This is a genomic window from Nocardioides sp. BE266, from assembly GCF_031457855.1.
Lineage (GTDB): Bacteria > Actinomycetota > Actinomycetes > Propionibacteriales > Nocardioidaceae > Nocardioides.
In genome coordinates this window covers 21718-47160 of record NZ_JAURTI010000007.1, presented here as the reverse complement: position 1 = coordinate 47160, position 25443 = coordinate 21718, and the positions used below count along the sequence as shown (strand labels likewise).

Below are 25443 nucleotides of genomic sequence, written 5' to 3'. Positions count from 1 at the left end.
CGACCGTCGAGGAGCAGGTGGCAGATCGGGGCGAAACCTTCACGAATCCAACGAACAGTCACTGGGCTGTCGCGATCGCTTCGTTGGTGTAGGTGAGTCGCCTTTCCAGGGGAGTCAGCAGAGTTTGGATTTTGTATCGCTGGTCGCCGACCATCCACAGGGCGCGGCCCTTCTCCTGCATCGCCCAGTTGGTGATCACGCCCTGCTGCATCTCGGACAGGCCCATCAGGCGGCCGAGCTCGTCGGCGACGGACTCGTCTTGACCCATGAGGATCCGAACGTCGGAGAGGCTGAGAAGGTCCTTGGCGATCTGGGCTGCCTGGCTGCCCTGGTCTCCGGCCGAGAGCGGGTCGGACGGCTTGTGATACGTCACCAGTTGGATGTCACCCTCGGTCCGGGACAGCCGCAGGTTGGCGTCCAGTGCCTCGACCGCCTCGAGGGAGAGGCGGGTCTGCAGCCACGCCTCGTCGCGCAGCACGATGCGGCGGTCACCTGCCGAGGCCGCTTCCCGCATGCCTTGGCCCCAGGAGTTGAGACACATCAGGGCGATGCCAACAGCAACCTTGTTGCCGGTCTCGTGCAGCGACCGCAGCGACAGGGTCTGGATCGGCTTGCGCCAGTCCGGCTCGAAGGTCGACTCGGTGTCGAACATGCCCTGCAACGAGCCTTCGCACAGGGCACCTAGGGCGTCGCGCAGCGGGCGGGTGCCGTCGTAGAACGCCTGCTCGCTCTCGTAGCGGCAGTCGCTGACCAGGCCGGGGGTGGGCGAGTCCAGTGCCGCCCACACATGCGGGATGGTGATCGGCTTGAGACGGGACGCTCCGGCCGACCAGCCGGTCAGATGCCGCAGCACCTTGTTGATGACCCGTTCCTCGGTCGGGCTGAACACCACACCCTGGGAGGCGACGAGGCCGCGGATCAGCATCAGCCAACGGTTGAAGATCACCGTGGCGCGCTTCTCCTGCTCCTCAGTGCTCTGCTTGTCCCAATCCAGGCCGAGCGGTCCCAGATCGAGCGGGTTGATCCGGCCCGGTAGACCAGGGCCGATGCGAAACGGCGTCACGCCGAGGAATCTCGCCAGGTCCTCGTACTCGTCCTTCACATCCCCCAGCACCAGCGACCGGTAGCCGAACTTGATCATCCGGATCATGAACGCCTTGACCGTGGCCGACTTGCCGCGACCCGGTTTGCCGAAGATGAAGATGTTGGGGTTGGTGACCGGGATCGAGTCGTCGAGCACCCACCCCATCGGGTCGCAATAGAACTTCCCGCCCGACAGGACGTCGTAGCCCATCTCCGCGCCCCACGGCGGCAGCCCGTCCCCGGAGATCAGCGGCCACAGCACCGGGGTCTCCTCCGACGTCATCTGATAGCCCGCCAGCGGCGGCAGGGTGGGCGACCACCCGTGCCCCATCCGCCGTACGCCGCTGCTCTTGATCGTGCGGGGGAACAGCTTTTCGGCTGGCGGCGTCGGCTCAGGTGCCGCCTTGCGCGGCATCGTGGTTCCGAAGTCCGCCAACAAGTCATCGATCGTGCGCGACGCCGGCCGCGTGCTCTTCGCACCGCCACGGGGACGCGTCGTGGTCGACCCCATGCTCACCACTCCCCCACCTTGTCGTCGGGACCGGGAGTGATCGCGCACGGGTCGAGAACCCGCACGGGTCCACACAGGTTGAGCGGCTCGCAACCGGTGAGTTCGTCGAGTACCCCGCATTCCCTCGACGGGCGGCCCGCGGCCTGGGGCCGACTGCGCATCGCCTCAGCAAGGACTTGCCGCTTGACCAAGGCTCCCTTGCCGTGCCGGATTCGACCGAAGACCGGACGCGGGTCAGACGCGTACCCGGTGACGCTCGTGCGCCGCCACTCCATCTGTCGTGGCGTAGGGCAGCGCGTGACTGCCATCTCGTGCAGGCGACCAACCAGGGCGCGCTCGGGAGAGGTCGCCGGGTTGCCCGGGGCCGTCAGCATCACAGGTGTCTTCATGTTGGAGAGAAGCAACAGCCCGGTCCTCAGATCGGACATCTGAGGACCGGGCTGTTTCAGGCGGTGCCGGTCGCGGCGCTTCTCGGGTTAGCGACGCTTCTTCGGCAGGCCTGCCCCCAGGGGGATCGCGGACACTGCGAAGGCCGCGTCGTGTGCCCCGTCAAGCGGGAGCGGTGTGAAGCCGCTGATGCGGATCGAGGCGTCAAGTCGTCGCCCAAAGTCCTGCACGTTCCACCCGGCCGGCACCGTGATCGAGACCGCGGAGGCCACCTTCACCAGCGACCGGCCCCGCTCGAGCTTCTCGTCGCGATCGGCCAGATTGCCGACCGACTGGCGGTCCTTGGCGCGTTCGACCTTGCCCGCCTTCTCCCTGAGTGTCCCGGCCATCATCGCCGACATCTGCGCGCGACCGGTGGACCGCTCTGCCGCCTGCTGGGAAACCGGACGGTAGAAGACGGTGAGCGCACGACGCTCACCGGGCTGGGAGGGCACCAGAACCCGGGCCAGCGCACCCATCCGGGCGCCCTTGCGGGGCAGCAAAATCGTCGAGGACACCGACTCCCACTCACCATGGCGATAGGACCGCATCGCGGTCGAAGCGTTGGTAGGGCCGGCGGCAGCAACCGGGACTCCCGCCGCGATCGAGGCGTCCTCGCGGTGGTGAATGTCGGCGTCGGCGAGCGCCGGGAGGTCGCCCGGCTCGAAGCCGGTACGGATCGCGACCGCGAGCTCTGAGGTGTCGAGCCAGTTGACCCGGGTGCAGCCGATCGAGCCGGTGAGCCGGGCCTCGGTCTCGGCGAGCACCGAGTACAGGATCCGGGCACGTCCGAGCACTCCTCGTCCAGCACGCTTGGCGTCCTTGTTGATGACATCCTCGCGGACCACCACAGTGACGAACGCTTCGTGACGTACCGCCGCACCGGCGGTCATCGCTTCCAGCTGTGCGTTCACTCGAGCCGACACCTCGGGCTCGTCGGGGCGGGCGTTATGGCGCACCCACTCCGCACGCTCGGTGCCGTCGTCAGGGATGGTGCGGACCTGGACCACAATCAGCTCGATCTGGTTGCCTGCGGTCGCGGCCTCCATCATCTCGGTCAGCCCGGCGCCCATCCGGAACCTGTCGGCCTCATCGCTCATCCCGATCCCGGGATGGATGATGCGGGCCGTGGCCGCCCACGTGCGTGTCGTGTGGTTCTGGATGATCGCCGGCCGCGCGGTCTGGCCGCTCATCGGCGGACCGTCGTGGATCTGGATGCCCGCCAAGATCCCCGGCAGGTCCGCTTCCCCGGCCTCTCCGTCGTCCTCGTCATCGTCGCCGTTGCCGAGGTCCAGGTCACCGGAGGCGGCTTTGGACTGGAACCGCGACCAGCCGAACGCGAGGCCGGCCACATGCCGGAACAGGACGCCGATCCACTGGATCGCCGAGTGGCCGCGGATCGGGAGGCAGACCAGCAGCCCCACCACGACCCACAACGGCAGCACGATGGGCAGCATCAGCCACTGCTGCCCGGCGATCGCCATCCAGGTCGGGAACCCGGCGGCCAGCAGCAGGAAGAACTGCGGGCCGGTGAGCCCGAACAGCCATGCCTGTCGGTCTCTGGTGGCCGACGCTCCGTAAACGCTCATTTCGCTTCTCCGTTCTGTGTCTTAGGTAAGTGGCAGTCCATGGCCGGGGCCCGGTCGGTCCACATCGACGCTTAGGCGAGGAGGATCTCCGGGTTCTCCTCGACCGCCCCGACGGCTTCTTGGGGGGCGTCGTTGGCGACGCCGTCGCCCTTGCCCCGGCCTTGGCCCGTGCCCTTGGACGGCTTCATCCCGTGGCCCGACTGCCGGTTCTGCTTGGGTTCGTGCTGCGTCTCGTAGTAGTTGCCGGGGTCGCCGACGGCTGCGGAGCCCATGACGTCGACACCCATCTGGGCGCCGGTTTGGGCGATCTTCCCGGTCTTGTCCATGCCTGAGGCGATGACGCCGCCGACCTTGCCGCCGAACTTCCTCATCCCCGAGGACTGGAACCGGTTCGCGGTCTCAGCCTCTGCCCCGTTCTCGGAGCTGGTGCGTCCATCCGACGCGGTCGCGGCCGCGGCACCGGATCCTGCCGCACCCCCGCTGGTGCCTTTGCCGCGCAGCAGTCCCGCCGCGCCGCCGTTGGCATCCATCGTGGACCGGAACGAGGCACCCGAGGCGGTGCCCGGGTCAACGAACGCGAGCATTCGGAACAACACCATCGGCATGAAGCAGGCGACCAGCATGATGACCGACCCGACCACCGACATTCCGACGTTCTCCAGCGTCGAGGAGCCAGAGCTGCTCTCTCCGTCGGGCATGCCGGCCCACGCGAACTGGGAGCCCATGCCGACCACGAGCGCCAGGAGAGGCTCCATCAGCACACAGGCCAGGAACCATCGGATCGACTTCCACATCCACGACTTGGTGCCTTCTGACAGCGCCCCCGCGGCCGCGATGGGCATGGTCGCGACCAGGATCAGCAGAGCGGCCGAGCGAACCATCATGATGATCATGTGCCCGAACGCGGCCGGGATCAGGACCAACAGCCCGCAGATCCCGAGTACCGCTGCCTGTGTCGTGCCCGAGACCGTGTCGACAAACCCGTCGCCGGCCGCGTAGCCGGAGAAGCTGTCGACCCCGAGCAGGGCGTCCAAGATCCCATGGGTCAGGCCCGAGGCGCCGCTGATGAGACCCACGCACACCGTGATCCAGCACGTGAGGACGGCGCCGTACTGCACCAGTCCAGCGACCAGGGTGCCGAACCCACGTCCGTCCTGGCGCAACACCGCGAGACCGATCTGCGAAAAGGCGATCACCAGCGCGATCGCGCCCGCGATCCACAACGTGAGCCCGTACAGCGTGTTCAGGTCCGGGTCCGCGACATTCGGAGTGAAGTTGTCGATGAGATCGAAGGCGGCCTTGAGCAGCCACATGGCGCCCGACCAGATCGCCATCATCATCGCGGTGAACCCGTCGGCCAGAGTCTCCTTGGCCTTGTTGCCCAGCCAGTTCAGCGGGTTGAGGTCCAGCATCGGGACGATGTTCACGATGAGCGAGTCCGTCATGACTGCTCGACCTCCAGCCACAGGTAGCCAGCGTCGAAGGACGCCTGCGAGCCCGGCCACAGCGACGGCGCCGGTGCCGGCTCATCGCCCTCGCCGATCACCCACCGGCCGTCCTGCCACACCATGCGCTGGCAGTCGGCCGCAGCGACCTGCAGCGGCTGCCCTGTCGTGGTCGTGGCGGTGATGATGAAGTCGATGCACGGAATGACGAAGTCGTCACCGACCGTGCCCTTGATGAACCCCATCTTCGGTTCGACCGCGATCGTGATCGAACTGCTCGCCTCCGCCGGCATCCCAGCGGATTCCAAGAACGCTGCCACGGCCTGTACGCCGGTCCAGCTCTCCGAGGTCGGGCCGCCAGGGGCGGCCCACTCCTTGATGACGTCCTGGGCCACCCGGACCGATGCCGATGTCAGTGCGGTCGTGTCGATCGCGGCCAACTGCGCCAGCGCACCTTCCGCGGTTTGCGGGTACCCGGTCGCAACCCCGACCTCCCCCACCTCGGTCGGCGGTGGGATCGCGATCGTGCCGGTCTCGCCAGAGGACAGGCTGCTCGGCTGCGCGGCCTCGACCGGAGCCTCCGGCAGTTCCTTTTCAGCGAGCTCGTCTTGGGCAGACTGCCCGCCTTCGGACCCGGAACCAGCAGACGCAGTGGAGCCGGTCAGCATGTTGACCACCGACCAGGCGCCACCCACCACCAAGGCGAGGGCGACGACAACCGCGACCCCCAGCAGGATCTGCAGCCGCAGTCGACTCCACTCGGTGGCAGGGTCCGCCAGCTGTCTCGGGGAGAAGAAGTGGGCAAGGCGCCTGGATCGGGTGAACATGTCAGCAGCCGGACCCGACGATGCCGTTGAGGATCCCGTAGATGACCGCGAACGCAATCGCTCCGATCACCGTCCAGAACATCCCACTCGAGCCGATCTGCGCGGCACGACCCGACTGGGAGATCTTGCCGCCGACCATCAGCCCAGCCGAGGCGAAGCCGGCTCCGATGATCAGCCAGATCACGCCCCACTTCACCCAGCCGACAACGTCCTTTGCGAAGCCCTCGGCCTCCTGGCTGGGTGCCTTGGCGCACACGTCGCCGGCCGCCTGGAGGTTGCTGTGACTCACGAGCGCCGTCATCTGGGTGGCGACCTCGGAGATGGTTTCGATGAACATCTGAATCTCCTTGCTTCCTGTTAGGTCCGGTTCGCCGTCAGCGGTCCGGTGATGGTGGTGATCCGCTCCAGCAGGCGCTGGGAGGGATTTGTGAGCTGCTTGGGCAGCGGGTCGGGACCAAGACCCGGCAGGGTCTTGGCGGAAAGGAGCGGCGCGAACAGCACGGCCTCCTGCTCGTGGGTGCGGCGAAGAAGGCGGCCGGCGGTAGCGAACTCGCGGTCACTCCAACGGCTCGCACCCACGACGACCACCACGACCTGGTCGGCCACCACCTGGTCCTCGAGGTGGGTCAGGGCCGATTCGGTCTGGCTCAACGCCAGCGCGCTCGGACGGGTCACTAGGACCTCGGCGTGCGCAGCCGCGGCGGTGACCCATCCCGTGGTTGCGGTGAGTTCCCGCATGGACCATCCGGCGTCCAGCACCGTGAGGTCTACTCCATCGGTGGCGCGCGGGGCCGGGACCTCGCCGGGGACTCGAACGGGGTCCTCGACTCGGTCGATCAGGACACCGTCGCCGCGGCGGCCGCGTCGCCACCCCTCAGTGGCACCCAACTCGGTGACCGTGGCGCCCAGCAGACCTGACCAGGCCGGCGCGGCCGCGTCGAGCACCCGTGTCCGGACGCCCGCGACGTCGGCGACGTCGGCGAGAGCGAGCGCGACCGTAGAGGCGCCGGCGCCCGCGTTCGCTGCGCGCACCCGCACCAGCGGAGCAAGACCGGGAGAGGTCGGGGCAACCTCCGGCGTCACCGCTTTGGTGGACACGGCCGGGCCCTCGTCGAGAACCACCGTGCGGGTGGTCTCAGACGCGGCCGATGTGCCGGTCGCGAACTGTCCGGCGGCAAGGGCCTGAGCAGCGGCCTGGAGTTCGCGGATGGAGTACCGGGTCGCGGTGCGGGTGCTCATCAGACCGCCTCGACCCGGGCGGCCCGCAGCCGCAGCGCCTCACGTAGAACGGTGGCGGGAGTGTTGCTGAGCACCTTGCGGGCGTCAGCGGCTTCCTCGGCGCCGGCGCGCAGTCGCGCAACCATCTGCTCGATGTCGGACAGGGCGCCCTCGACGCTGTGGTCGGCCACCACATCCAACAACTGCGCGACGACCTCAGGGGTCGGCTCGGCGACTGGGACTGTGGTCTGCGATTTCGGGGCCATGGTGGAGAACAGCAACCGCTCCCTGTCCAGATCGGACAGGGAGCGGCAAGAAAGTTTCGGTGGAGGCGGTTCTCAGGCGATTGCGGCCAGGTACTCCGGGGCGGCACGGTTCAGGCGCTCGGTGGTCCGGGTCGCGCGTCGACGGACCGTCCGCATGGTCACGCCGTGCCGCTCGCCGACCACACGTTGAGCCTCCTCGCGGCCCAGTCCGTCGTTCTCCGCGGCCAGCAGTTCGACGAGCAACTCAACGTCATCCGCGCTGATCACGCCCGTGCCTGTGGCCCAGGTGAGAAGGTCGGCCAAGTCCTCGACCGGGTCCTCGACATCAGGCACCGCGATGATCAGGTCCCGGTCGCCATCCGCCCGTCCGGCGCCGTCGCTGAAGACCCCGACGGCGAGGCCATCGAAGACGACGGCCGTCCAGGCCTCCAACGAGGTTGTGTCGATCCGGGAGACCATGCCGCCCGCCGGCCGCGTCAGCCGCTGCCTGGCACGCTGTAGCAGGTAGCGGGCCGCGTGGCTGCCCAACTGTGGCTCCGCTCCCTTGACCTCCTCCCACACGGTCGCGTTCACGTCCTCGAGTTCGCACACGAACATCAAGTCTCGGTACGCCAGCCGGCTCACCCCGTCGGCGAGCAGCACGACCACCGCGAGGGCTGCGTCGTCGTCATCGCCGCCGCGTCGCGACCCGAGAGCGGTCAGGCCAGCCACGACCCCATAGCAGCGCTCGTCACGGCGCCGCCACGCTGTGCGGACTGCATCGAGACTGTCGAAGGGCGCCAGGCGCGGGTCGGACGCCTGCCACTGCGCCCACTTCCCGGACCGCTCTAGACCGGCGATGACCGAGGTGGACAAGGCGGTCTGCGCCTTGTTCCGCCTCCCCTCCCACTGCGTCGCTGTGACGCCCGGGATAGGGGCGACGGGGCTGTTGAAAGGCCGGTACTTCTCGACAGGCTTCGGAGTCCGAGACATTGGCGGGTCCTTTGGGTTGAGGTGATCAGGACGCGCCTACTGCAGATCCGACCCCTCACCCCGCCGCTCACCCCGCTGCACCCCACGCCTCGCCGGTGGCGCGAAGACCGCTCACCCCGCCCGCTCGCCCGCCGCGAACCCGCAGGTCAGAAGGGGTTTTGACCCTTCACCACTGGTCTGGGAAAAAATCTGAGAAACGTTCGTCCACCTGCTTGCGGGTGCACCCGAAAACGGAGTTCGGCCCCGCCTCACCATCCGGTGAGACGGGGCCGAACGCTGCCCAGTGGGTGTCTTCTGGCTACCCGGCGGCGCCCCACTCGCGCTGTTCGACGATGCTCTCCGAGCGGTCCGGCAGGTCCTCGTCGAACCGGTCGAGGACCTGTTCGCGAACGAGCTCTCCAGCCGCTGCCCGACCCGACTCGGCCTCGGTCGCGGCCGCCTGGTCCAGCCACGAAATGTCAGCGTTGGGGTTGGCCCGTCGGGCCGCCTCGCACGCCAGTCGCACCAGGTCGGTGCGGCCGTCGGTGACGGCGCGCGTCGCCAAGGTGTGGGCGGCGTCGTGGATCGCTCCGGCCAGGATGTCGTCGGGGCGGCCGGTCTTCAGAAGCCACTTGAACAACCGTTCGGTGGCACCCTCGAACGGCGCCCCGGTGACCAGCGCGAGCGCCTTCACCAAGTCCTCCTCGAAGCCGCCGGCATCGCCGCGGCGTACCGCCCGGTTCCTGAGCCGGATGAACAGGTCGGCGCTGGTGAGCACGCCGCCGAGTCCCTTCACCAGTTCGTAGGTCGGGGTGGTGCCCCGAACCGCACCCGCGCTCAGCCCGGCGTCGGGCAGCCAGTTCGTACCGTCGGGCCGCTTGCCCAGTAGGAAGCGAGCGTCCTTGGCGCGGTTCTGGACGGTCTTGACCGTTGCCCAGCCACAATCCGAGGCGGCCCGTTCCCCGGTGACCCCCTTGTCCAGCCAGGCGAGGTAGGCGATGAAGGAGACGGTTCCGGCCAGAGTGTGAATCGCCGCCCGGTCGCCACCGGCCAGCGTGGTCACCTCGACCGCACCCAGCAGGTGAACCTTCGGCCGGGGTGAGGTCTCGTCGTACCAGTCCGCGAGGTCCTGGTCGAGGGTCGGGTCGAGGTCGGCGATCTCCTTGCGAACCTCCTCAGGGATGCTCGGGGCGATCGCCGCAAGGTCCTCGACTGTCGTGGCCGCAGTAGCTAGGTAGACCGCGTCGGCCTCCGGCAGCTGTGAGGAAGGATCGTTGCCCTCGGTGCGGCGTGGTGCCGTGTACTCCTCTCTCAGCGATCCGTCCGCACGTGCGTACTTGCCCAACGGGCCATCGTCCGAGGTCATGTCCGGGATCGGTTCGTCGTTCAGGTTGCGCGACGACTTGATCAGGTCGGCCATCGGCGTCGCGTCCTCGGCCTGCAGCGAGAAGGCCTTGACGCTGATCCTCCACTTCGGCAGGAACGCCATCCCGTCACCCGACAACTCGACCGACGGGGACTCCTCGTCGCCGTGCAGCACCACGACCCGGGATCGGTCCCGAGCCTCGATGTCGGAGACGAACTCGTCGGTGGGACGCGACGACACCACAACCACGACCGGGCTAGTGGTGTCCAGGAGCAGTCCATCTCGTCGACGGGTCAACACGTCTGCATCCAGGTTCTGCTCGACCTCACCCATCTCACCGGTCAACACGGCAGCCCTGGCGAGAGCGTCGTCGCGGGGCACCTGGCGCAGGCGGGCCGGGTTGAGCCGGACCGTCTCGGCGGCGAAGTCGTCGGCCAGCAGCACCTCGCACCCCTCGGCCCACTCGTTGACCGCGAGTTCGGCGACCATGAACCGGGCAAGGTCGGCCACCTGCTGAGGCTCACCGCCGATACCGCACAAACCGAGGGTCTCCAGGTCGAGGTACCAGGTGTGACCACCCTCGTCGAGGCCGACGCTGACCAAGGCCGGGTACGGCGGCGGCTGATTCTCCAGTTCTTCCTCGAGGATCGTCCAACGAGGCAGCATCCATGCGCGGGCGTCCTCGGTCGCAGTCCAGCCCTCCGGCACCTCAGTCTGGGCGGGCTCGGCGAACAGGAGGGTCAGGTCCTCATCGCCCAGAACCGCCGCCTCCAGCGCAGGCAACGGGGTGTCGGCCACCTTGCACGATGCCGAGACGTACCGCAGCGCACGGTCGAGGAACTCTGCGTCCTTCTGCGCCTCGGTGCCGTGCTCGATGATCGACGCCTCCACCTCGACGAGCTCGTCGGGAGTGGAGGCGATCATCCGACCGGTCTTACGCCACCGCCACTGACGGCGCCGGTTGCGCAGCAGCAGCCCGAGCGCGCCCGCTGACAGGCACACCGCGCTGGCCAGTAGCGCATCCAGGGCGCTGATCCCGTCGTCTTCGTCGACCGCGGCGACGTCACCAGTGGCGGCCTCGGTGGGCTGCTGTGTGGACGTCGCAGGCGGCTCCTCGGCAGGTGCCTCCTGCTCCGGCGCGAGCGGGGTGGCAGGTTCCTCGGGAACCTGGTCCTGGTCCTGAGTGCCTTCCTCCGCCGCATCGTTGCCGCCACGCGCGCCCGGCACGGTTGGCTGCTCTCCCTCGCCAGGTGCGTCGTACGAGTCATCAGGCTGCGCGGGACGGTCCTCGGCGCCAGTGCCGGCTGTGCCGCCGGTGCCGGGCAAGACGAGCTCCTGGCCGGGCAGGATCACGTTCGGGTCGCTGCCGATCACGTCCTGGTTGGCCTCGTACAGCGCCGGCCAGTTGTCGGCGTCTCCGGTGGTCTCCAGCGCGATCCCACTCAGCGTCTCGGTGGGCGCGACGGTGTGCTCGGTCTCCGGGGAGTTCCCGGGCACGTTGGTTGCGTCGGCGGGCAGCAGGAGCTCCCAGCCCACTTCGATGTTGCGCGGGTTGTTGAAGACCCGGCCATCAGCCATCACCCGGCCTTTGTTGAGGCCCGCGATTTCCTGCCAGCGGAATCCATCGCCCAGGTGCGTCTCAGCCAGGCCCCACATGGTGTCGCCCTTGTCGATCACGATCCGCGGGAGTTCGGCTTCGGCCCGGTGGGTGTTTGGGTTGGCCTTGACGGGTGTCTCGGCTGCGGGCGTCTCGGTAGCTACGGGCGTCTGGTGGGCCACTTGCGTGACCGGTTGCAGCGGCGGCGCCGCAGCGGCCTGCGCGGTGGCTGCATGCGAGCCGAGCAGCGTCGTCGAGGTGACACCGATCGCGAGGACGGTGTGCACCAGCATCCGCATGAACCGCTGCTGGCCACCGAAGGCGATCGGCATCCGAGAGGCCCCTTCGGTCTCGCGTCGCAGCGCGGGCGGGATCTCCCACAGCGTGCACAGCAGTAGCTGTGCCCACACGAACCAGCCCAAGGACACGACAAGCCCCATCAGCGCCGAGTTGCTCATCAGCGCCAACTCGCTCAGGCCACCATCGGGCCACGGGTTGCCCACAGCCGCGATCAGCAGGGCAGGGAACCCGACGAGGAGAACCAGCAGTGCCGCGAGTGCTCCGAGCCACTTGAAAAATCCCAGCATGGTGCTTCCTTCTTCTCCTGGGGGGGACCTAGATGCGGTCCATCAGGACGCTATTGATCTTGTCGTATCGGCTGTATCCGGACCTCGGCGTCGGCGCGTTTCGCAGCAGCAGGGTCGTCATATCCGGGAAGAGCAACCGTCCAGGCCGCGAATCGGACAGTGGGTTCCCGCGTTCCATCGGGACAGTCCTAGTTCGGGCCCGTGATCGAGGTTGCTGTGCCGGTCTCATCGATCGGGAAACTGGGGAAGCCGATGGCGCTGAGGAACGCGTTGTCGGACTTCCCCGTGACTCTCACGGTGACGTCGAGTCCGTCGATTCGCACAGTCCCGCTCCAGCCCGCCTGTTGGAGGATCTCGTTGGCCCGTGCCGTGGCCGTGGCCTGGTTGATCCCCTCGGTCCCATCACGGATACCGCGCATCTCGTCGGCTGCTGCACGTGCGGCCTGCTCGGCGGCGCGGTGCGCCTCGATCCGCTCATTCATGGCGTTCCCGCCGTCATAGACCAGCCCGAGCAAGACCAGGAACACCCCGGATGCGGTGAGAATCGTCCAGGTCGAGATCACGCCGCGTTCGTCCCGTGGAGAGCGTAGTCGTCGGGTCAGCCGGGCCATCACGGCAATCTCCGGTATTGCTCGATCGGCACCACGGCTGTGGAGCTGAAGTTTTTCGCGCCAGGTAGGCCGAAACCGACGACGTCGCTCAGGTTCGCGTGACAGGTCACTCGGACGGTGACCTGGCCAGAGGTGCGGAAGTCGGTGCCGGCAAACGACACGTCGAGTTGGGTGCATGCCTTGCCCCGGTCCGCGAGCGAGTTCTCAGCGGCCTTCCTGCCGGCGACCTGGGCGGCTTCGAAGTTCGTCTCGAGGGAAGCTGCTCGCCCGGCCGCGTAGGCCGCGTCGTCGACTTGGCTGTTGGAGTCCACGATTCTGCCGCCACCCACCACTACCGTGATCATGCCGACCAGGACGGTCGTCATCGCCAGCAGTTCAACCGAGGTGTATCCACGCTCATCGCGGGCAGCATGCAGCCGCGTCCGCAGGCGTACCCGCTTACGACGAACCCGCTGACTGTGCGACAGCATCAGGCCAGGTTCCGCGATGAACGCTCGCACTCATCGATCGACCGGCACCTGCTGCGGTCACGCTCGGCACTCGTGGCCCCCGGGTCGCTGCGGACCTCGAGGATGAGCGAGACATCCCCGGTGGGGAACACAAAGCTCGAGTAACGTCCGTGCCCCTCGACCACGACGGTGTCCTGATGGAGTTTGGCGAGCCCAAGCAGATCCGCGATATCGACATGCATTTCATCGACAGTCCAGATCTCCCGGGGAACCGACCCGGCCCAGGTCACCCACTTCCCGCTCTCCCCCGTGATCCGGTGATCGTAGGCGGGCCGGGCGATCTGCAGCACCGGCATCGGGGCGTCATCGGGGCTTTGAAGATAGTTCTCCATCCTCGCATTCCGTTCTATTCGGCGAACCGCTCGCGCGGCACGGCGGCTGTGGCAGACACCCGTTTGGTCATGCCAGGCACGAGCGTCATGACGTCCCCAGAAACGGTGACGGTGACCTCTGTTGCGCCCATGCTGATCCGGACACTGGTGTTGGAAAGGTCGCTGCCAGAGTCCGCGAGGTACTCCTCGGCAGTCTGCTGCCCAGCGGCCTCGGTGCCATCCCACGCGGCGGCGTCGACGGCCGCTTCGCGGGCGGCGGCGTGCACCATGCGGTCGTTGTACAGCTGAACCGACCACTGGACCAGAATCAAGAAGATCAGCATCACGACCGGCATGACGATGACGAACTCGGGCGCGCCCATGCCGCACTCGTCACGACGCCGGTGTAGCCGACGTCGTAGAGCCTGCAGGCGGTGCGAAAGCATCACTACTGGGCTGTCCTTCTCGATTAGGTCTCGGGCGAAGCGCGGGTGCGGGCTCTACTGGCCGTTGAGCTCGTTGCCCTTGTTGGTGACGAAGGTGCGCACCGCGATGATCGCCCCCGCCGCGATTGCGATGACGCCGAGCAGCAGCACCAGGTACTCCGGCGCGGAGGCTCCGCGCTCATCGTGGCGGGCGATCTCCCACCGGGCACGCCAGTAGTCGATCGTCATCTTCAGGTGGGTGAAATCGTTCATGGGATGGTTTCCTCTCTTCAAGGCTTCTGGTTTGTGCCTCTGGTTAGGCGGTGGACAGGAAAAGGACGCGGGCGAGGATCACGTACGCGGCCGCGACGAGCGCCATGACCATCAGGTTGTTGCGCATCGCGTCGGTGGACTTGTTGGCGCGCTCCTGGGCTTCGTTGAGCCGCGCATCGCGCATCGACTTGGCGCGTTCGATCAGGGTGTTGCGGATGCTGGTGCCCTGGTCCTGAGCCAGGTTGAGCGCGGCCCGCAGGTCGAGCAGCTCGACCACGCCGTACCGGTCCCCGACCTCGCCGAGCGCCTGCCACGGTGTCATGCCGTTAGGGCGGGCGTTGTCGATGGCGTCGTAGAAGGTGTGGAAGGCCCACCCGCCGCCGATCTCGGCGATGTCGGGGAGTGCGTCGGCGTGGCTCCGGCCGCCTTCCATGGCCATCACGACGAGGTCGAGGAAGTCCGACAGCGCATCGCACAACTCTTCGCGGCGCTGAGCGGCCTTGTCTCGCAACTCCTTGACTTCACCGATCAACGCGATGACGGCGCCCAGAATCCCCAACGGCGGAGCGACCAGCATCGGGATCCCCAGACCGATCGCGTTGGCGACCAGGATCAGAGCGATCGGGCCGAGCAGGCCCACGAGGAACCAGACCAGCAGCCTGGCCAGCCACTCCTCCATCGGCTGGCCGGTGATCGCCAGGTCGCGCTCATAGGTTCGCATGTCGTCGGGCCGCCGGGTTCGCAGATTCTCTGCGAACCATTCCGCTGCCCTCTTCGACCAGGTCTGGTCCTCCGGCGCCACATCCAGCAGCGCGCGGCGCCCGGCCCGGGCGCGCGCCCGTTCCCACCGAGCTGCCTGGTCGACCAGAGGCGGCGCAGAGGGGAACGCCAGGCGGTGCAACCGGACCAGTCCCAGGCCGGCGACTGCGGAGACGATCAGCATCGGGATCATTGGGCCACCTCCCGATTCGCTGCCTCTGTAAGCGCTTCTGCGCCCGACAGGAACCTTGGGTGCGGTTCCGGTGCGGCCAGACGCTGGAGCCGGACAAGCAGTGCCACGTAGACGACAGCCAGGACAGCGAGCACGATCTGGCCGTACCACGAGCTATACGGCTCTACCCAGCCCCTCAGGAAGACAGCCTGCAAACCGGCCAAAGCAAGCAGGCCGATGGCAACCTGGTTGGCCTGTCGCCGGACGCCGTTCCGTTCGGTCAACACCTTGCGCCGCATCTCCAGCTCGGCACGAGTGTTCAACGCCAACGTGGTCAGTACCCGCTTGAGATCCCCAGTCTGCTGCTGCGCGGTCAGCGACAGAGCGATCACCACCTTGTCCGCCCCCCGGTCGTCGACCTCGTCGGCGAAGTCGGCCAAAGCGATCGGCAGCGGCGTACGCAAGGCAATGGCATCGACCATGTTTGTCAACGGCCGCCGCAGCAAGGCAGGCGCCCCGTCCAACGTGGCGGGCAGAGCTTGCGCCAACCCGGACTCGGAGGCGGCCGCATCACGCAGCGACTCGGTCCAGTTAGCAAGCGCCTCGATCCTTGCCACACTGCGCTTCTCGATCGCACCCGAGCGAGCAAGCTTCGGCCACAGCAACACCACCGCAACCGCTAGGCCGCCCGCGACAGGCCAGCGCGTCAAAGCCCAGACCACGGCACCGACGATCAACGCAATCGTGACCTGCCGGGCCATCCCTTCGCGATCGGCGACCTTGCGGCGAGTCTCCGCCACCCGGGCCGGAAGCAGACCCTTGCCTTGGGCGGTGCGGATGATCCCCACGACGCCCAGGCAGGCCGCAAGCACGCACACAACGAAGAGGGTCATCAGATCTGCCACCCCTCATCACCGTCGCTGCGCGTCGGCTCGGTGAAGCGGTCCAGATCAGCCGGCCCGTTCGGGTCCCAACCGACATCGACCAGGTCGGCCTCCCGGGCGATCGCCTTCCTGGTGAACTCGGTGCGACCGGTCGCCTTGTTGAACACCCACAACTCAGTCGTCTTCACACCCCCGTCGTCACGCTCGACAACCTCACGGATGGACTCGATGACGCGCCGCTGCCCGCCGTCGCCAGTGCGAATGCGGCGCATGAACACGATGAAGTCCAGGGCACCGTGGATCAGGCCATTGGTTGCGTCGAACGGCAGCCGCTCCGCTGCCTGCAAGGCGTAGGTCTGGATCTTGGAGATGACGTCGCGCGAGGAGTTGGCGTGGATCGTGCTCAGGCTGCCGTCATTGCCCTGCATCATGGCGTTGAGCATCGTGATGACCTCATCCCCCAAGACCTCACCCACGATCACCCGGTCCGGTCGCATGCGCGTCGAGTCACGGACCAGGTCAGCCAGGCTGACCGCGCCGGCACCGTCAACGTTCGCCAACCGCTCCTCCATCGCCACCACATCCGGATGACGCTCACGGTCCTTGTGCAGCCCCAGTTCGATTGACCGCTCGACTGTGATCAGCCGCTCCATCGGGTCGATCTCCGAGGCCAACGCCCGCAGCAGCGTCGTCTTACCCGCGCTTACCGCGCCCGCAATCATGATGTTCTTGCGCGCACGCACCAACGCCGACAGGAACGCCGCAAGTTCGCGATCCACAGTGCCCTGGCTCAGCAGATCCCGCGTCGTCTCCCGCTCAGGCAGATGCGCCTCCCTCTCAGCCCTGCCCGGCTCCGGCAGGAGGGTCACCTTGGTGAACCGGTGCTTGCGAATCGAGATCGACAACCCGGTGTCCGTGACGCCTTGCACCGCATGCAGCCGCGAACCGTCGGGCAACCGGAGCGTCACCGAGTAGTTCAAGACATCGAACGCACGCGTGTTGAGGCCGTCGTAGGCGGAGATTGTCTTCACGATCTCCTCCAGCTCCTTGTCGGAGTTGGCGATCGGCGGCAACTGCGCCTTGGTGCCGTTGGCGTACGTCACCAGCACGTTCTCGTAACCGTTGATCGTGATGTCCTCGACCTCAGGATCCTCCAGCAGCTGGTCAAGGCTCCCTGCGCCGAACAGCTGAGACTTGAGCGCAGCCTCCAGCCGGCTCCGGGCCTCATCCTCCAGCGGCGTGCCGCCGTCCTCGACGAGCTCGGACTCGTACTGAGTGAGCACCGTGGCCAACAGAGACTCGGTGTGCTGCCGGGCGTCCTCGCCCTTCGGCGGGATCTGTCCGTTGCGACGGAACTCCTCCAACGCCTTCGACCGGCGCGCGCCCACACGCGCCTGGAGGCGCTTAACCAGCACCTGGTCGACCGGCGAGAACCGCCTCACGTGCAACCCGTTCGGATGGGTGCCGTTCCCGTTCGCGCCGTTCCCGTTCGTGCCGTTGGTCTCCATCATGCCTCCTCCATCTGCACGGCATACGTGTCGACCGGGGTGGCCGCCGGCGGCGCGTACGGGCCGACACCACCAGCCTGGTTGATCTGGTCATTGAGCACGCCGGCGGACTTCATCAGCGGTGTACGTGCGTTCTTCCCCGACACCTCACCGGCGTACATCAGATCGACCCCAGCCGGGTCCAGCGCGATCCACCCGATCCCCGCGACTGCGCGGGCGGCGGTGCTCGGCTCGAGCATCCGTCCCACCTCTGCCACGACGGCGTTCGCCTGCCGCTTCGCGGTGACGACCACCGGCACGATGATCGGCGGGGCGTTACGGATGCCGGCGAGCACCGGAGCGAGCCGCTCCAGCCTGTCCTTGAGATGCAACACCGCGCCGTACTCCGGGCGGGTCACCACCACGAGCACATCGGCAGCCGCAGCAATCGGCATCGTCGGCGAACTCGAATGGATCCGGCCCAGGTCTGCCACCACCCGCGACGCCGACATTCGCAACGCCTCCGCCAGCGGCGTCCAATTCTTCACCCCCGCGGCCTGCTCGGCCGAGAAGTGACCAGGCACGATCCGAGTCGACCCGGTGAAGTCATGCGCCTTGCTGGCCACCAGGCCCGGACTCATCGCCGTACGCGCCTCGGTCGCCAAGGTCAGCACCGTCGGGGTCGGCGGGAACGCCTCACCCCGGCCACCCGGTGCGGCACACCGAAGCGCGAGGTCACCGCCGTACGGGTCGGGCTCGACCACGATCGTCGGCTCCGGGGTCGAGACACCCAGCGCCAACGACGTCGTCGTTGACCCCGGGGCCCCACGGTCGCAGCACACAGCGATCAACATCAGTCCTGCCCCCCGGTGGCCGTGTCGTCCTGCGGCGCGGAGTCCTCGGGGTCGCCGGCGGTGATCGGGGCCTGGAGCAGTGTCAACTGCCCCACAGCTCCGTACGCTGCGACCGTCCTCGCATCCGTTTCGGAGATCAGGAGCGTCACCACCACGGTGCCGTCCTGCGACTTGTTCGTCGAGTACACCGTCGCGCCCGCTGAGATGATCGGCGGCTCGTCGAGCGCCTTCGGGTCACCCGACTGGCCCTCCTGCGGCACGGCGATCGCGTCGACCACCGAACCCGGAGCCAGCGTGTCAGGAACCCGGCCGGAGGGAAGGTTGACCGCGATCAGCCGCTTACCTTCCTGAGGCAGCAAGTCGTCCGTCAGGGAGTCCTCGGTCAGCACCTGGCCCGGCAGCAACGCCACGGTAGTGCGCTTCCCGTACACCTCCTCAACGTCGGAGACCAGGATTGCCCCCTCGATGCCCGACACACTCCGCGCGACCAGAAGCGGGTCGCTCGAGGTGCGGACGTCGTCCTCGGTGATCGGGTGCCCGGCCGGGATCGGCTGGTCGACGACCAGCACCTCCTCCACGCCACCCTTGTTCATATAGAGCCAGCCGCCCGCGATCACCGCGGCGAGCACGACCACGACAGCGATCAGCATCTGCCCGTACTTGCGCGGCGTCTTCGAGACCGCCTTCGACAGCGAAGCGGCACCGGGCAAGCCGCCGGCCATCGACGAGCGCTGACCGTCCGCGCGGCGCGTGGTCCGAGAGTCCAGAGAGGTCACTTGTCATCCACCGTTCTTGTTCACCGTCTGGCGCTGGAGCACCGTGATCGTGGTTGAGTCGCCCGCTGCGGCGAGCTGCGAGCCGAGGTCGCCACTGGTCGAGCCACCACAGTTGCCCGAGCACGTCCACGCCAGCGTGTAATTGATCTGCGCGGAAACCGTCCATGTGTCGCCCTCGGGGTCCTCCATCGAGTCGTACGCGTAGGAGCAGTTAGTCGGAGCGTTCTCCGACATGCCCTTCACCCACGCACGCCCCGGGCCTACGCACGACTTCGTGTCGTCGTTGCCCATGTCCCACTCGACGTAAGACGGAGTCGCCGTCAGAGTGACCGTTGCTCCCTGCAGTGACTTGGTCTGCGAGACCGTCCGCCACTGGGCCGATTCGATCCACAACCAGTTCTCGTACGAGATGTACGTGTGATAAGTTGGAGACGGCGCGATCTTCGCGTCAGCCAACTCGAACGGGATCGTCACCACCATCTGACGAGCGACCGCAGCCCCGTCAACCGAAGCGGCGCCGCCCACAACCCACCAGACCTCGCCCGAGCAGTTGGAGCCGGCGCAATCGGGCTCGCAGCTCCACCACATTCCTTCCTCGTTCTCATGGCCCCGCGGCGGGTCGCCCTGCGGATTCTGAGGCTCGGCGTAGCAGTAGTGCGGAGAACCCCACCACGTCATGCCGTCCTTGGTGCAGGCAACCACGGAGCCGTCCTCGTCGTGGCACTCCGTCACCCCGCCACCCGGATCCGGGTCTTCGCCAGGCTCCCCTGTGTCGTCACCAGGGATCGTGATCTCGATGCACGCGCCAAGTTGGTCGTTCCAGCCCGTGCCGGGCGGGCAGTCCTTTGGTCCGTCGGCCCACGCAGGCTGATTCGACATGGCGGTGAGCAGTAGAGCGGTGGCCGCAGTGCTCGTGATGAGCCCGAGACAGGCGAACACCCCCGTGGAGGCCCTCGTCACGGAGCGGTGGCTGTGCATGCCTTTACCCCACTGTTCACGTACCCAGCCTTCTTCCATCCTTCGGACGTCTTCTGCATCTGAACTCCTACGAGGCGGCGCAGCGGCGGCGTGTGCTCGGTTACACGTCCGTCGATGTTGGTGATCCGGGCGTTGGTGTAGTCGAGGCAGTAGTTGAAGGTCACCGTCTTGGCGGTGATCTTGGTGGCGTTGGTCCACAGCACCTCAGGGGGTACTTCAAGCCGGGCGCCGCCACGGGTGTAGGTGTCGAGGAAGTCCGAGCGCTCGCTCAGCGGGACCAGTGAGTACTTCTCGAACATTCGCAACAGACCCGGAGTGTCAGCGCCCGTACGCGCGGCATCGGTGTACGCCTCCCAAAACTCCAGCCAACGGTCACGGGCGGCCTCGTAGCGCCTCAGCTGCGCCGGGCTGAACTTGTCGTCCCACGTCGGCTCAGGCGTCGTGGCGGTGGCAGACGGCGACTCGGACTTGGTGGGCGACGGGTCTGCCTTTGGCTCATCATCACCTCCACAGCCGGCCAGCGTGCCGGCGAGGGCGAGAGCGGTTGCGGCGATGACCGTGCGCTTCATCATGAGGGTCCTTCCTGAGCCCGAGTCGCCCGTACCACGGGCCTTGGGCACCAGTGTTGACGACAAGGCCGACAGGTTGTCGACCGCGGCGTACTGCGAGTCACGGGCGTGTCCTTCCCTCTGTTGGGGCTCTCTACCTCGTGAAGACAACCGGCAATGCAGCAGATCGGACACCTTCGACGAAGAATCCTCGAGACGTGCACTACGACGCGTCAGACCAACGGGCGGGCGCATCGCCGAAGGACGCGCTGGCGGCAGGCCGCTGGCCCTGGTCGCGTCGGCGTGCCAGTTCGGCGTCGAGGAGCGATTCACGTGGGGTCGCGCCGGAGGTGTCTTGCTCCCCGGCGGAGTGTAGTCCTGGCGCTGCCCCACGACCGCGTCCTTCCTGCCCCGGCCCGAACCGGGGACGACCATTGTCCGTCGATTTGTCAAGCCCGGTCCGTTGGTTCCCCTATCGGGCCCTGTCCTGCACTACTCTCAGCATGACACATGACGGACACTATATGTCCGTCAAGGCGAAAAGAGTTCGGCGTGTTTCGAGTCCGGCACAATGCAGCGCGTGCCACGTCTGTCAAAACCGCCCAGGATGCCCGAGGGGGTGGCGGCGATCATCGACGCGATTGGGAACAGCGTGCGCACCGAGATCCTTCGACACCTCTCCGTCCAGGCCATGAGCGCTACGCAGCTGGCTGAGGTGATCGAGGCCGACCCACGTGTTGTGCGGCGTCACCTTGAGGTGCTTGAGGACTTAGGCCTCGTGGCGGCAGATCACCCACGGGGAGATCGCCGCGCTAAGGGGCGGATCGTGCTGTGGGTGACCGACCACGCCCGTGCCGACGAAATCGGCAAGATCTGGATCGACTACGTCACGGGTCGCCCATCCCCCGGGCGATCCCAGGACCCGTAGGCGCGTGCGCGCGAACGGCACAGACTTCTCGGGGACGTGTCCGATCGCCGGTCGCTTGTTGAAGTAGCGGACCTACAAGGACCGCGTCAAAGAACTAGACAACACATGGTCGCCCTACGCCTCAGGTCAACTGCGTCCGCCTCAGCGCTAACTGGACCCGACCCCGCCGGGTCCGGCCGCGTCGGCTTACCGGACGAGTGGTTCGACGGCGCGCCAGAGCTTCAGCAAGTCACGGGCGAACTCGTCTTGGTGTCCGTCGAGGAATCTCGCCATGCCACGGACCTCGGCGATTGCTTCGCGGGCCGCACGGATCTCGTCGGCGGTGGGGCCGGCGCTACTGGCTTCGGCAGGGTCGGACTCGCCGCTCGTCCGGAGATAGGCGCCGGCGCGAGCTCGGAGTTGCTCGGCCTGCCGCTCGTGGTGCGCCAGCTGAGCCTGGATTCGCCGCAGATCCCGTTCCGCGGCACGACGGCAATCCTCGTCGTGGAAGTCCTTGGGGCGGCCACGCGTCGAGGTGCGAATGAACTGCTCATCGCATCGCGGGTTGGCGCATGTGGCCTGCTGACCGCCGAGGCCCAGGCTCTCGCGCTCGGCGAGATCGATGACACGGGGCTCTGCCACGACCCTCCCTCGCTGGTCAGTTATTCGCGCGGAAATCAGGCACCACTCTACGGCGATCGTGCAGGTCACGTAACGACACCACGCCGCTTCGCCCCGGCTCCGCATCGACACCACGCCGCCCGGCGAGCAAATAAATCTGCGCGAAAACCCCGACCGCCAGAATGGGTGTAGCCCCCGCGTGTCGAAGATTTCTAGAAATCCTCGACACGCCAGGTCGGGGTTCCCGACCGACTGACGACTTCCACGATTGGATGAAGCGCATGGGACGCAAGGCGAAGGGCGATCGGCACAAGGTCGTCGCCAGCATGCCGCCAGCAGCAGCTGACCTGGTCAAGTCCGAGGCCATGAAGCTCGGTTCCTATATCGGGGACTACCTCGGATGGCTCGTCGCCGACCAGGTCGGCATCGTGAACGATCCGCCGGCCGGCGAGGTCATCGACCACCCCGATGCCACGCCCGCCTTCGACGGCCGAGTCCGGTATCCGGCCATGGTGCCGCGAGCCGCGGCCGACATCGTCATCGAACTGGCTGACGCACGCGGCGCCACCATGGGCGACATCGTCACGCAGCTCGTGTGCGAGCGCTTCGGTGTCCCCTTCACCGCCCGGGTGAAGAAGAAGTCCCTCCAGACCACCACAACTCGCCCCACCAGATGGGGAGCCGCATGACCGGTTGACCGGTTCAGGGCAGTGCCCTGAAAACGACGAAGGCCCCGTTGCAGCGGGACCAAGTCGGATGCTCCACCGGGTTGCAGCCCGGATTCGCGAAGGTTTGAGAACCACCAGAGGAGGCTTTGTGCTGCCCACTTTAGAGCAGTGCGACCCGGCACGGGAGTCATTCCCGCGCGGGCGTGTCGCCACTCGCCACGCACGCACCTCGCCCTCCCCTGCGCTGGTGATCAGGTCGCGGACCGGTGCGGACCTGGTCGTCGAGCTGCACGCCGCTGTCACCAGGCCTACGAGTTTCCTGTCCCGTCGTGCGCGGAGGGAGGTGAGTGCCGCCGGCGGTAGCCGTGGCGGGCGTGGATCGCCCTAGAAATGACGAAAGGTCCTGCGCCAACAGGACCTGACCGTCTTGGTGACCGGGACCAGCGCCAACTGGAATCCGGTGGGTGCCTCTGAAAGGAGGTAAAGCGAGTTGTTGCCGGTGACTGTACCGGCGTCGTATGGCGATGCCGCACACCCTGACGCGGGTCGGCGTGTCTCTCCGGCCCTTCTGGCGCTGGACGAGTGGATGTTCAACCCGCACTCGACCCAGTGGTTCTTCATCGACTCCGGCAACGAAGCGGTGAAGAACACGACGGTCACCACGCTGGCTGATGGGCTCGAGCTGCTCGGCCGCGGCCGTATCGCCGCACTGGTGGGACATCTGCGCGATGGCGTCGGTGTGGTCGACGTCGACGTGCCAGCCGAGTTCGGCACCTTCCTCACTGCTGAGATCGTCGACTGGCTGGCCAGGCGTGACTGCTGGGTGCTGGAGCGTCCCTCTGGTGGCGCGAAGGGACGCACCCACATCTACTTCGCCCGCGCTGACTACCGATACGCACCCGCCGCGACCAGGACCGGGTTCTGTGCCGAGGTCGGCACCTTCTTGGCCGGTCTTGCCGAGGACGTGAAGGTCCCCCGTGGCGAGCTCGATCTGCGCGACGCGATCCGGCCCCTCTCATCGCCCCACAAGACCGGTGTGGTCACCAAACCCAAGGGCGACCTGCGGCATTCGCTGCGCGCCTTGAAGCGGACACTCCCCCACCCGCCGGCCGCCACACCGCTGCGGCCCAGGGCGAAGGTGAAGCCGGCCAAGGGCATCCACCCGACCGCCGCCTCAGCCGCGGCTGGGTCGGGGCTGGTGGTGCCGCTGGCGCTGCAACGCTGGAAGCGTCAGCTGCGGCCGGAATGGCGGCGCTACCTGGTCGACGCCGCCATCCCCGCGGGCTCGTGGGCGGCCGGGTCGACGAAGTCCAGGGAGGCGGTCGAGGTCGACCGTTCTCTGGTGGAGGCGGCCTGCACACGCGAGTTGATGTGGGCGATCGGCGACCCGGAGATGGCGTGGCGGCTGATCCGCGAGTCACACCCGCGGGTGATGACGAAGGCCAAGCACCAGGGCTACTCGTGGTGGATCACCTACGTGTGGAACGAACTCGTCCGCTCGGCCAACGAGTTCCGGGCCACGCACACCACCAACAGCAGCACGGCGCCCCGCTCTGTCGAGGCTCCGCCGGCCGAGGTCGTCGCCGCGGTTGCTGCGGCCCGTGACGAGTTGACCCGGTTGATGTGGACGGTGCCGGCCCGGCAGCGGGCGAGCCTGCTCCAGGTCGGGCACCACCTGCTGGATCGGGTGCTGCGCGAGGGGACGCTGCGTGTGCCGTGCCCTGAGCGCGATCTCCAGCTCGACTGTGGCCTTGGTGACCGCAAGACCGTCCGTGCCGCTCTGGCCCGGCTCAACGGCCGTCTCGGGACGCTGCACACCGACTGCCTGTCACTGGTCGAACGCGATTTGACGTCGTACGAGTTCGAAATCAACCGGGCCCCGAGTGGAGGGGGACGGCAAATCCCCCCACCTGTTTTTGACCCACCCCCGCCGGCGCGCGGCCTATGGCTACTCCTCCCCCGGGCCAGCCACGGGCTCTGGCGCACCCTCCTAGCCACCGATGGGCCCACGGACCTGGGTGAACTGGCAGTGAGGGCAGGGCTGGTGGAAACGATGAGTGACGTGCCGTCCAAGTCCCAGCGAGCTACCGCCAAGGCAGCCCTGGTCGCACTCAGCAAGGCTGGGATGGTTCGGGTTAACGAGCAGGGCCGTTGGGAAGCCGCCACTCGCCCCAGGTCGCTCCAGGTCGAGCAGGGCGCAGCGACGGCGTACGCCCGCCAACTCGGCACCATCGAAGCCGAGCGAGCCACATACCGGGCAGGGATCACGTCGAACTGGACCGCTGGCCGGGCACGCGCGATCAAGGCACAGATCGCGAACCAGAAGGCCTGGTGGGACAACCTCTCCCCCGCCGCCCGCGCCGAGCGTGCAGCGACGAAGCGGCTCGAGTTCGACCAGATGTCCCTCACCCAACAGGCCGAACGCAAGTCGCAGTTGGCAGAGCGGCGCACCCGTGCTGGGATCAACGAGCTCGACCACCATCAGTCCTGGCTACACAGCATCCCGGCCGACGAGTACGTCGCGCGCAGCCTCGAACGCAAGCAACGCTTCCACGACCTCTCCCCTGCCGAACGAGACGCCTCCGTCGCGGCCTGGAACCGCCACCGAGTTCGCTACGGCCTCACCCACACGCTCGCCACCCCCGACGTCGACGAGCGCCCACAGAGTCCCGAGGTCGAGCAGGCAGCACTCCTCCCCGACGGGGCAGCGACCCGCGACGCGGCGTTCCTCGAACGCCAAGGCCACCTATTCGACCAGTCCGCCGAACAGCAGGCAGCAGGGTAAGGAGGTCGG

26 protein-coding genes are annotated in these 25443 nt (G+C 67.4%); 3 read left to right on the top strand and 23 right to left on the bottom strand.

The window, feature by feature from the left end:
• Positions 1–58: 58 nt before the first annotated feature.
• From J2X46_RS19725 to J2X46_RS19620, 22 genes are all read right to left on the bottom strand, one after another.
• Positions 59–1594 (bottom strand): ATP-binding protein, encoded by a 1536-nt coding sequence (locus J2X46_RS19725; RefSeq protein ID WP_310253793.1) that lies wholly within the window; start codon positions 1592–1594, stop codon positions 59–61.
• A gap of 2 nt (positions 1595–1596) precedes the next feature.
• Positions 1597–2022, bottom strand: coding sequence for a hypothetical protein (locus J2X46_RS19720; RefSeq protein WP_310253594.1), 426 nt, complete (start codon positions 2020–2022; stop codon positions 1597–1599).
• 48 nt (positions 2023–2070) lie between these two features.
• Entirely contained in the window at positions 2071–3609 is a 1539-nt protein-coding gene (locus J2X46_RS19715; RefSeq protein ID WP_310253593.1) for an SCO6880 family protein, read from the bottom strand.
• Positions 3610–3680: 71 nt separating this feature from the next.
• Positions 3681–5054, bottom strand: a complete 1374-nt coding sequence (locus tag J2X46_RS19710) for a type IV secretion system protein (RefSeq protein WP_310253591.1) — start codon at positions 5052–5054, stop codon at positions 3681–3683.
• Entirely contained in the window at positions 5051–5881 is an 831-nt protein-coding gene (locus tag J2X46_RS19705; RefSeq protein WP_310253589.1) for a hypothetical protein, read from the bottom strand. Before J2X46_RS19705 ends, J2X46_RS19710 begins: the two co-directional genes overlap by 4 nt.
• Position 5882: 1 nt before the next feature.
• Positions 5883–6218: a hypothetical protein gene (locus J2X46_RS19700; RefSeq protein WP_310253586.1), complete on the bottom strand. Its 336-nt coding sequence runs from the start codon at positions 6216–6218 to the stop codon at positions 5883–5885.
• Between the two features lie 20 nt (positions 6219–6238).
• Positions 6239–7120 (bottom strand): hypothetical protein, encoded by an 882-nt coding sequence (locus J2X46_RS19695; protein WP_310253584.1) that lies wholly within the window; start codon positions 7118–7120, stop codon positions 6239–6241.
• Positions 7120–7380, bottom strand: a complete 261-nt coding sequence (locus J2X46_RS19690) for a hypothetical protein (protein WP_310253582.1) — start codon at positions 7378–7380, stop codon at positions 7120–7122. Before J2X46_RS19690 ends, J2X46_RS19695 begins: the two co-directional genes overlap by 1 nt.
• Before the next feature lie 57 nt (positions 7381–7437).
• Entirely contained in the window at positions 7438–8076 is a 639-nt protein-coding gene (locus tag J2X46_RS19685; protein ID WP_310253579.1) for a hypothetical protein, read from the bottom strand.
• Between the two features lie 559 nt (positions 8077–8635).
• A complete protein-coding gene (locus tag J2X46_RS19680; protein WP_310253577.1) occupies positions 8636–11866 on the bottom strand; it encodes a LysM peptidoglycan-binding domain-containing protein in 3231 nt (1076 codons plus the stop codon).
• A gap of 188 nt (positions 11867–12054) precedes the next feature.
• Positions 12055–12429 (bottom strand): pilus assembly protein TadG-related protein, encoded by a 375-nt coding sequence (locus J2X46_RS19675; RefSeq protein ID WP_310253575.1) that lies wholly within the window; start codon positions 12427–12429, stop codon positions 12055–12057.
• A 47-nt stretch (positions 12430–12476) separates the two neighbouring features.
• A complete protein-coding gene (locus J2X46_RS19670; protein ID WP_310253573.1) occupies positions 12477–12947 on the bottom strand; it encodes a TadE family protein in 471 nt (156 codons plus the stop codon).
• On the bottom strand, positions 12947–13318 hold the full coding sequence (locus J2X46_RS19665; RefSeq protein WP_310253571.1) for a hypothetical protein: 372 nt from the start codon (positions 13316–13318) through the stop codon (positions 12947–12949). The genes J2X46_RS19670 and J2X46_RS19665 overlap by 1 nt, the downstream gene beginning before the upstream one ends.
• Before the next feature lie 14 nt (positions 13319–13332).
• On the bottom strand, positions 13333–13680 hold the full coding sequence (locus J2X46_RS19660; protein WP_310253569.1) for a TadE/TadG family type IV pilus assembly protein: 348 nt from the start codon (positions 13678–13680) through the stop codon (positions 13333–13335).
• Positions 13681–13797: 117 nt separating this feature from the next.
• A complete protein-coding gene (locus J2X46_RS19655; protein WP_310253568.1) occupies positions 13798–13995 on the bottom strand; it encodes a hypothetical protein in 198 nt (65 codons plus the stop codon).
• A 43-nt stretch (positions 13996–14038) separates the two neighbouring features.
• Positions 14039–14947: a hypothetical protein gene (locus tag J2X46_RS19650; protein ID WP_310253566.1), complete on the bottom strand. Its 909-nt coding sequence runs from the start codon at positions 14945–14947 to the stop codon at positions 14039–14041.
• Positions 14944–15819, bottom strand: coding sequence for a hypothetical protein (locus J2X46_RS19645; RefSeq protein ID WP_310253565.1), 876 nt, complete (start codon positions 15817–15819; stop codon positions 14944–14946). The genes J2X46_RS19650 and J2X46_RS19645 overlap by 4 nt, the downstream gene beginning before the upstream one ends.
• Complete coding sequence (locus J2X46_RS19640) at positions 15819–17318, bottom strand: ATPase, T2SS/T4P/T4SS family (RefSeq protein WP_310253563.1); 1500 nt, start codon at positions 17316–17318, stop codon at positions 15819–15821. The genes J2X46_RS19645 and J2X46_RS19640 overlap by 1 nt, the downstream gene beginning before the upstream one ends.
• Positions 17318–18061 (bottom strand): hypothetical protein, encoded by a 744-nt coding sequence (locus tag J2X46_RS19635; protein ID WP_310253561.1) that lies wholly within the window; start codon positions 18059–18061, stop codon positions 17318–17320. Before J2X46_RS19635 ends, J2X46_RS19640 begins: the two co-directional genes overlap by 1 nt.
• An 89-nt stretch (positions 18062–18150) precedes the next feature.
• On the bottom strand, positions 18151–18927 hold the full coding sequence (locus J2X46_RS19630) for an SAF domain-containing protein (protein WP_310253559.1): 777 nt from the start codon (positions 18925–18927) through the stop codon (positions 18151–18153).
• Positions 18928–18930: 3 nt separating this feature from the next.
• Positions 18931–19905, bottom strand: a complete 975-nt coding sequence (locus tag J2X46_RS19625; protein ID WP_310253558.1) for a hypothetical protein — start codon at positions 19903–19905, stop codon at positions 18931–18933.
• Positions 19884–20474 (bottom strand): hypothetical protein, encoded by a 591-nt coding sequence (locus J2X46_RS19620; protein ID WP_310253556.1) that lies wholly within the window; start codon positions 20472–20474, stop codon positions 19884–19886. Before J2X46_RS19620 ends, J2X46_RS19625 begins: the two co-directional genes overlap by 22 nt.
• Before the next feature lie 598 nt (positions 20475–21072).
• Between J2X46_RS19620 and J2X46_RS19615 the strand changes: the two genes are divergently transcribed.
• A complete protein-coding gene (locus J2X46_RS19615) occupies positions 21073–21381 on the top strand; it encodes a winged helix-turn-helix domain-containing protein (protein WP_310253554.1) in 309 nt (102 codons plus the stop codon).
• Between the two features lie 186 nt (positions 21382–21567).
• Here the strand turns inward: J2X46_RS19615 and J2X46_RS19610 are convergent, their stop codons facing one another.
• Positions 21568–22002, bottom strand: a complete 435-nt coding sequence (locus J2X46_RS19610) for a hypothetical protein (RefSeq protein ID WP_310253552.1) — start codon at positions 22000–22002, stop codon at positions 21568–21570.
• Positions 22003–22262: 260 nt separating this feature from the next.
• On the opposite strand from J2X46_RS19610, the gene J2X46_RS19605 reads away from it, so the two are divergent.
• Together J2X46_RS19605 and J2X46_RS19600 are read left to right on the top strand one after the other, a co-directional pair.
• Positions 22263–22670 carry a hypothetical protein gene (locus J2X46_RS19605; protein ID WP_310253551.1) on the top strand — a complete coding sequence of 136 codons (408 nt, stop codon included), beginning with the start codon at positions 22263–22265 and terminating at the stop codon, positions 22668–22670.
• 565 nt (positions 22671–23235) lie between these two features.
• Positions 23236–25434, top strand: coding sequence for a hypothetical protein (locus J2X46_RS19600; protein ID WP_310253549.1), 2199 nt, complete (start codon positions 23236–23238; stop codon positions 25432–25434).
• Positions 25435–25443 lie beyond the last annotated feature (9 nt).

Coding starts and splice junctions, on each gene's coding strand:
- J2X46_RS19655 (WP_310253568.1), bottom strand. CDS start 13,995: ATGAACGATTTCACCCACCTGAAGATGACGATCGACTACTGGCGTGCC.
- J2X46_RS19605 (WP_310253551.1), top strand. CDS start 22,263: ATGGGACGCAAGGCGAAGGGCGATCGGCACAAGGTCGTCGCCAGCATG.
- J2X46_RS19670 (WP_310253573.1), bottom strand. CDS start 12,947: ATGCTGTCGCACAGTCAGCGGGTTCGTCGTAAGCGGGTACGCCTGCGG.
- J2X46_RS19700 (WP_310253586.1), bottom strand. CDS start 6,218: ATGTTCATCGAAACCATCTCCGAGGTCGCCACCCAGATGACGGCGCTC.
- J2X46_RS19650 (WP_310253566.1), bottom strand. CDS start 14,947: ATGATCCCGATGCTGATCGTCTCCGCAGTCGCCGGCCTGGGACTGGTC.
- J2X46_RS19645 (WP_310253565.1), bottom strand. CDS start 15,819: ATGACCCTCTTCGTTGTGTGCGTGCTTGCGGCCTGCCTGGGCGTCGTG.
- J2X46_RS19665 (WP_310253571.1), bottom strand. CDS start 13,318: ATGGAGAACTATCTTCAAAGCCCCGATGACGCCCCGATGCCGGTGCTG.
- J2X46_RS19695 (WP_310253584.1), bottom strand. CDS start 7,120: ATGAGCACCCGCACCGCGACCCGGTACTCCATCCGCGAACTCCAGGCC.
- J2X46_RS19625 (WP_310253558.1), bottom strand. CDS start 19,905: ATGCACAGCCACCGCTCCGTGACGAGGGCCTCCACGGGGGTGTTCGCC.
- J2X46_RS19715 (WP_310253593.1), bottom strand. CDS start 3,609: ATGAGCGTTTACGGAGCGTCGGCCACCAGAGACCGACAGGCATGGCTG.
- J2X46_RS19680 (WP_310253577.1), bottom strand. CDS start 11,866: ATGCTGGGATTTTTCAAGTGGCTCGGAGCACTCGCGGCACTGCTGGTT.
- J2X46_RS19710 (WP_310253591.1), bottom strand. CDS start 5,054: ATGACGGACTCGCTCATCGTGAACATCGTCCCGATGCTGGACCTCAAC.
- J2X46_RS19600 (WP_310253549.1), top strand. CDS start 23,236: ATGTTCAACCCGCACTCGACCCAGTGGTTCTTCATCGACTCCGGCAAC.
- J2X46_RS19640 (WP_310253563.1), bottom strand. CDS start 17,318: ATGGAGACCAACGGCACGAACGGGAACGGCGCGAACGGGAACGGCACC.
- J2X46_RS19660 (WP_310253569.1), bottom strand. CDS start 13,680: ATGGGCGCGCCCGAGTTCGTCATCGTCATGCCGGTCGTGATGCTGATC.
- J2X46_RS19720 (WP_310253594.1), bottom strand. CDS start 2,022: ATGTCCGATCTGAGGACCGGGCTGTTGCTTCTCTCCAACATGAAGACA.
- J2X46_RS19620 (WP_310253556.1), bottom strand. CDS start 20,474: ATGAAGCGCACGGTCATCGCCGCAACCGCTCTCGCCCTCGCCGGCACG.
- J2X46_RS19725 (WP_310253793.1), bottom strand. CDS start 1,594: ATGGGGTCGACCACGACGCGTCCCCGTGGCGGTGCGAAGAGCACGCGG.
- J2X46_RS19705 (WP_310253589.1), bottom strand. CDS start 5,881: ATGTTCACCCGATCCAGGCGCCTTGCCCACTTCTTCTCCCCGAGACAG.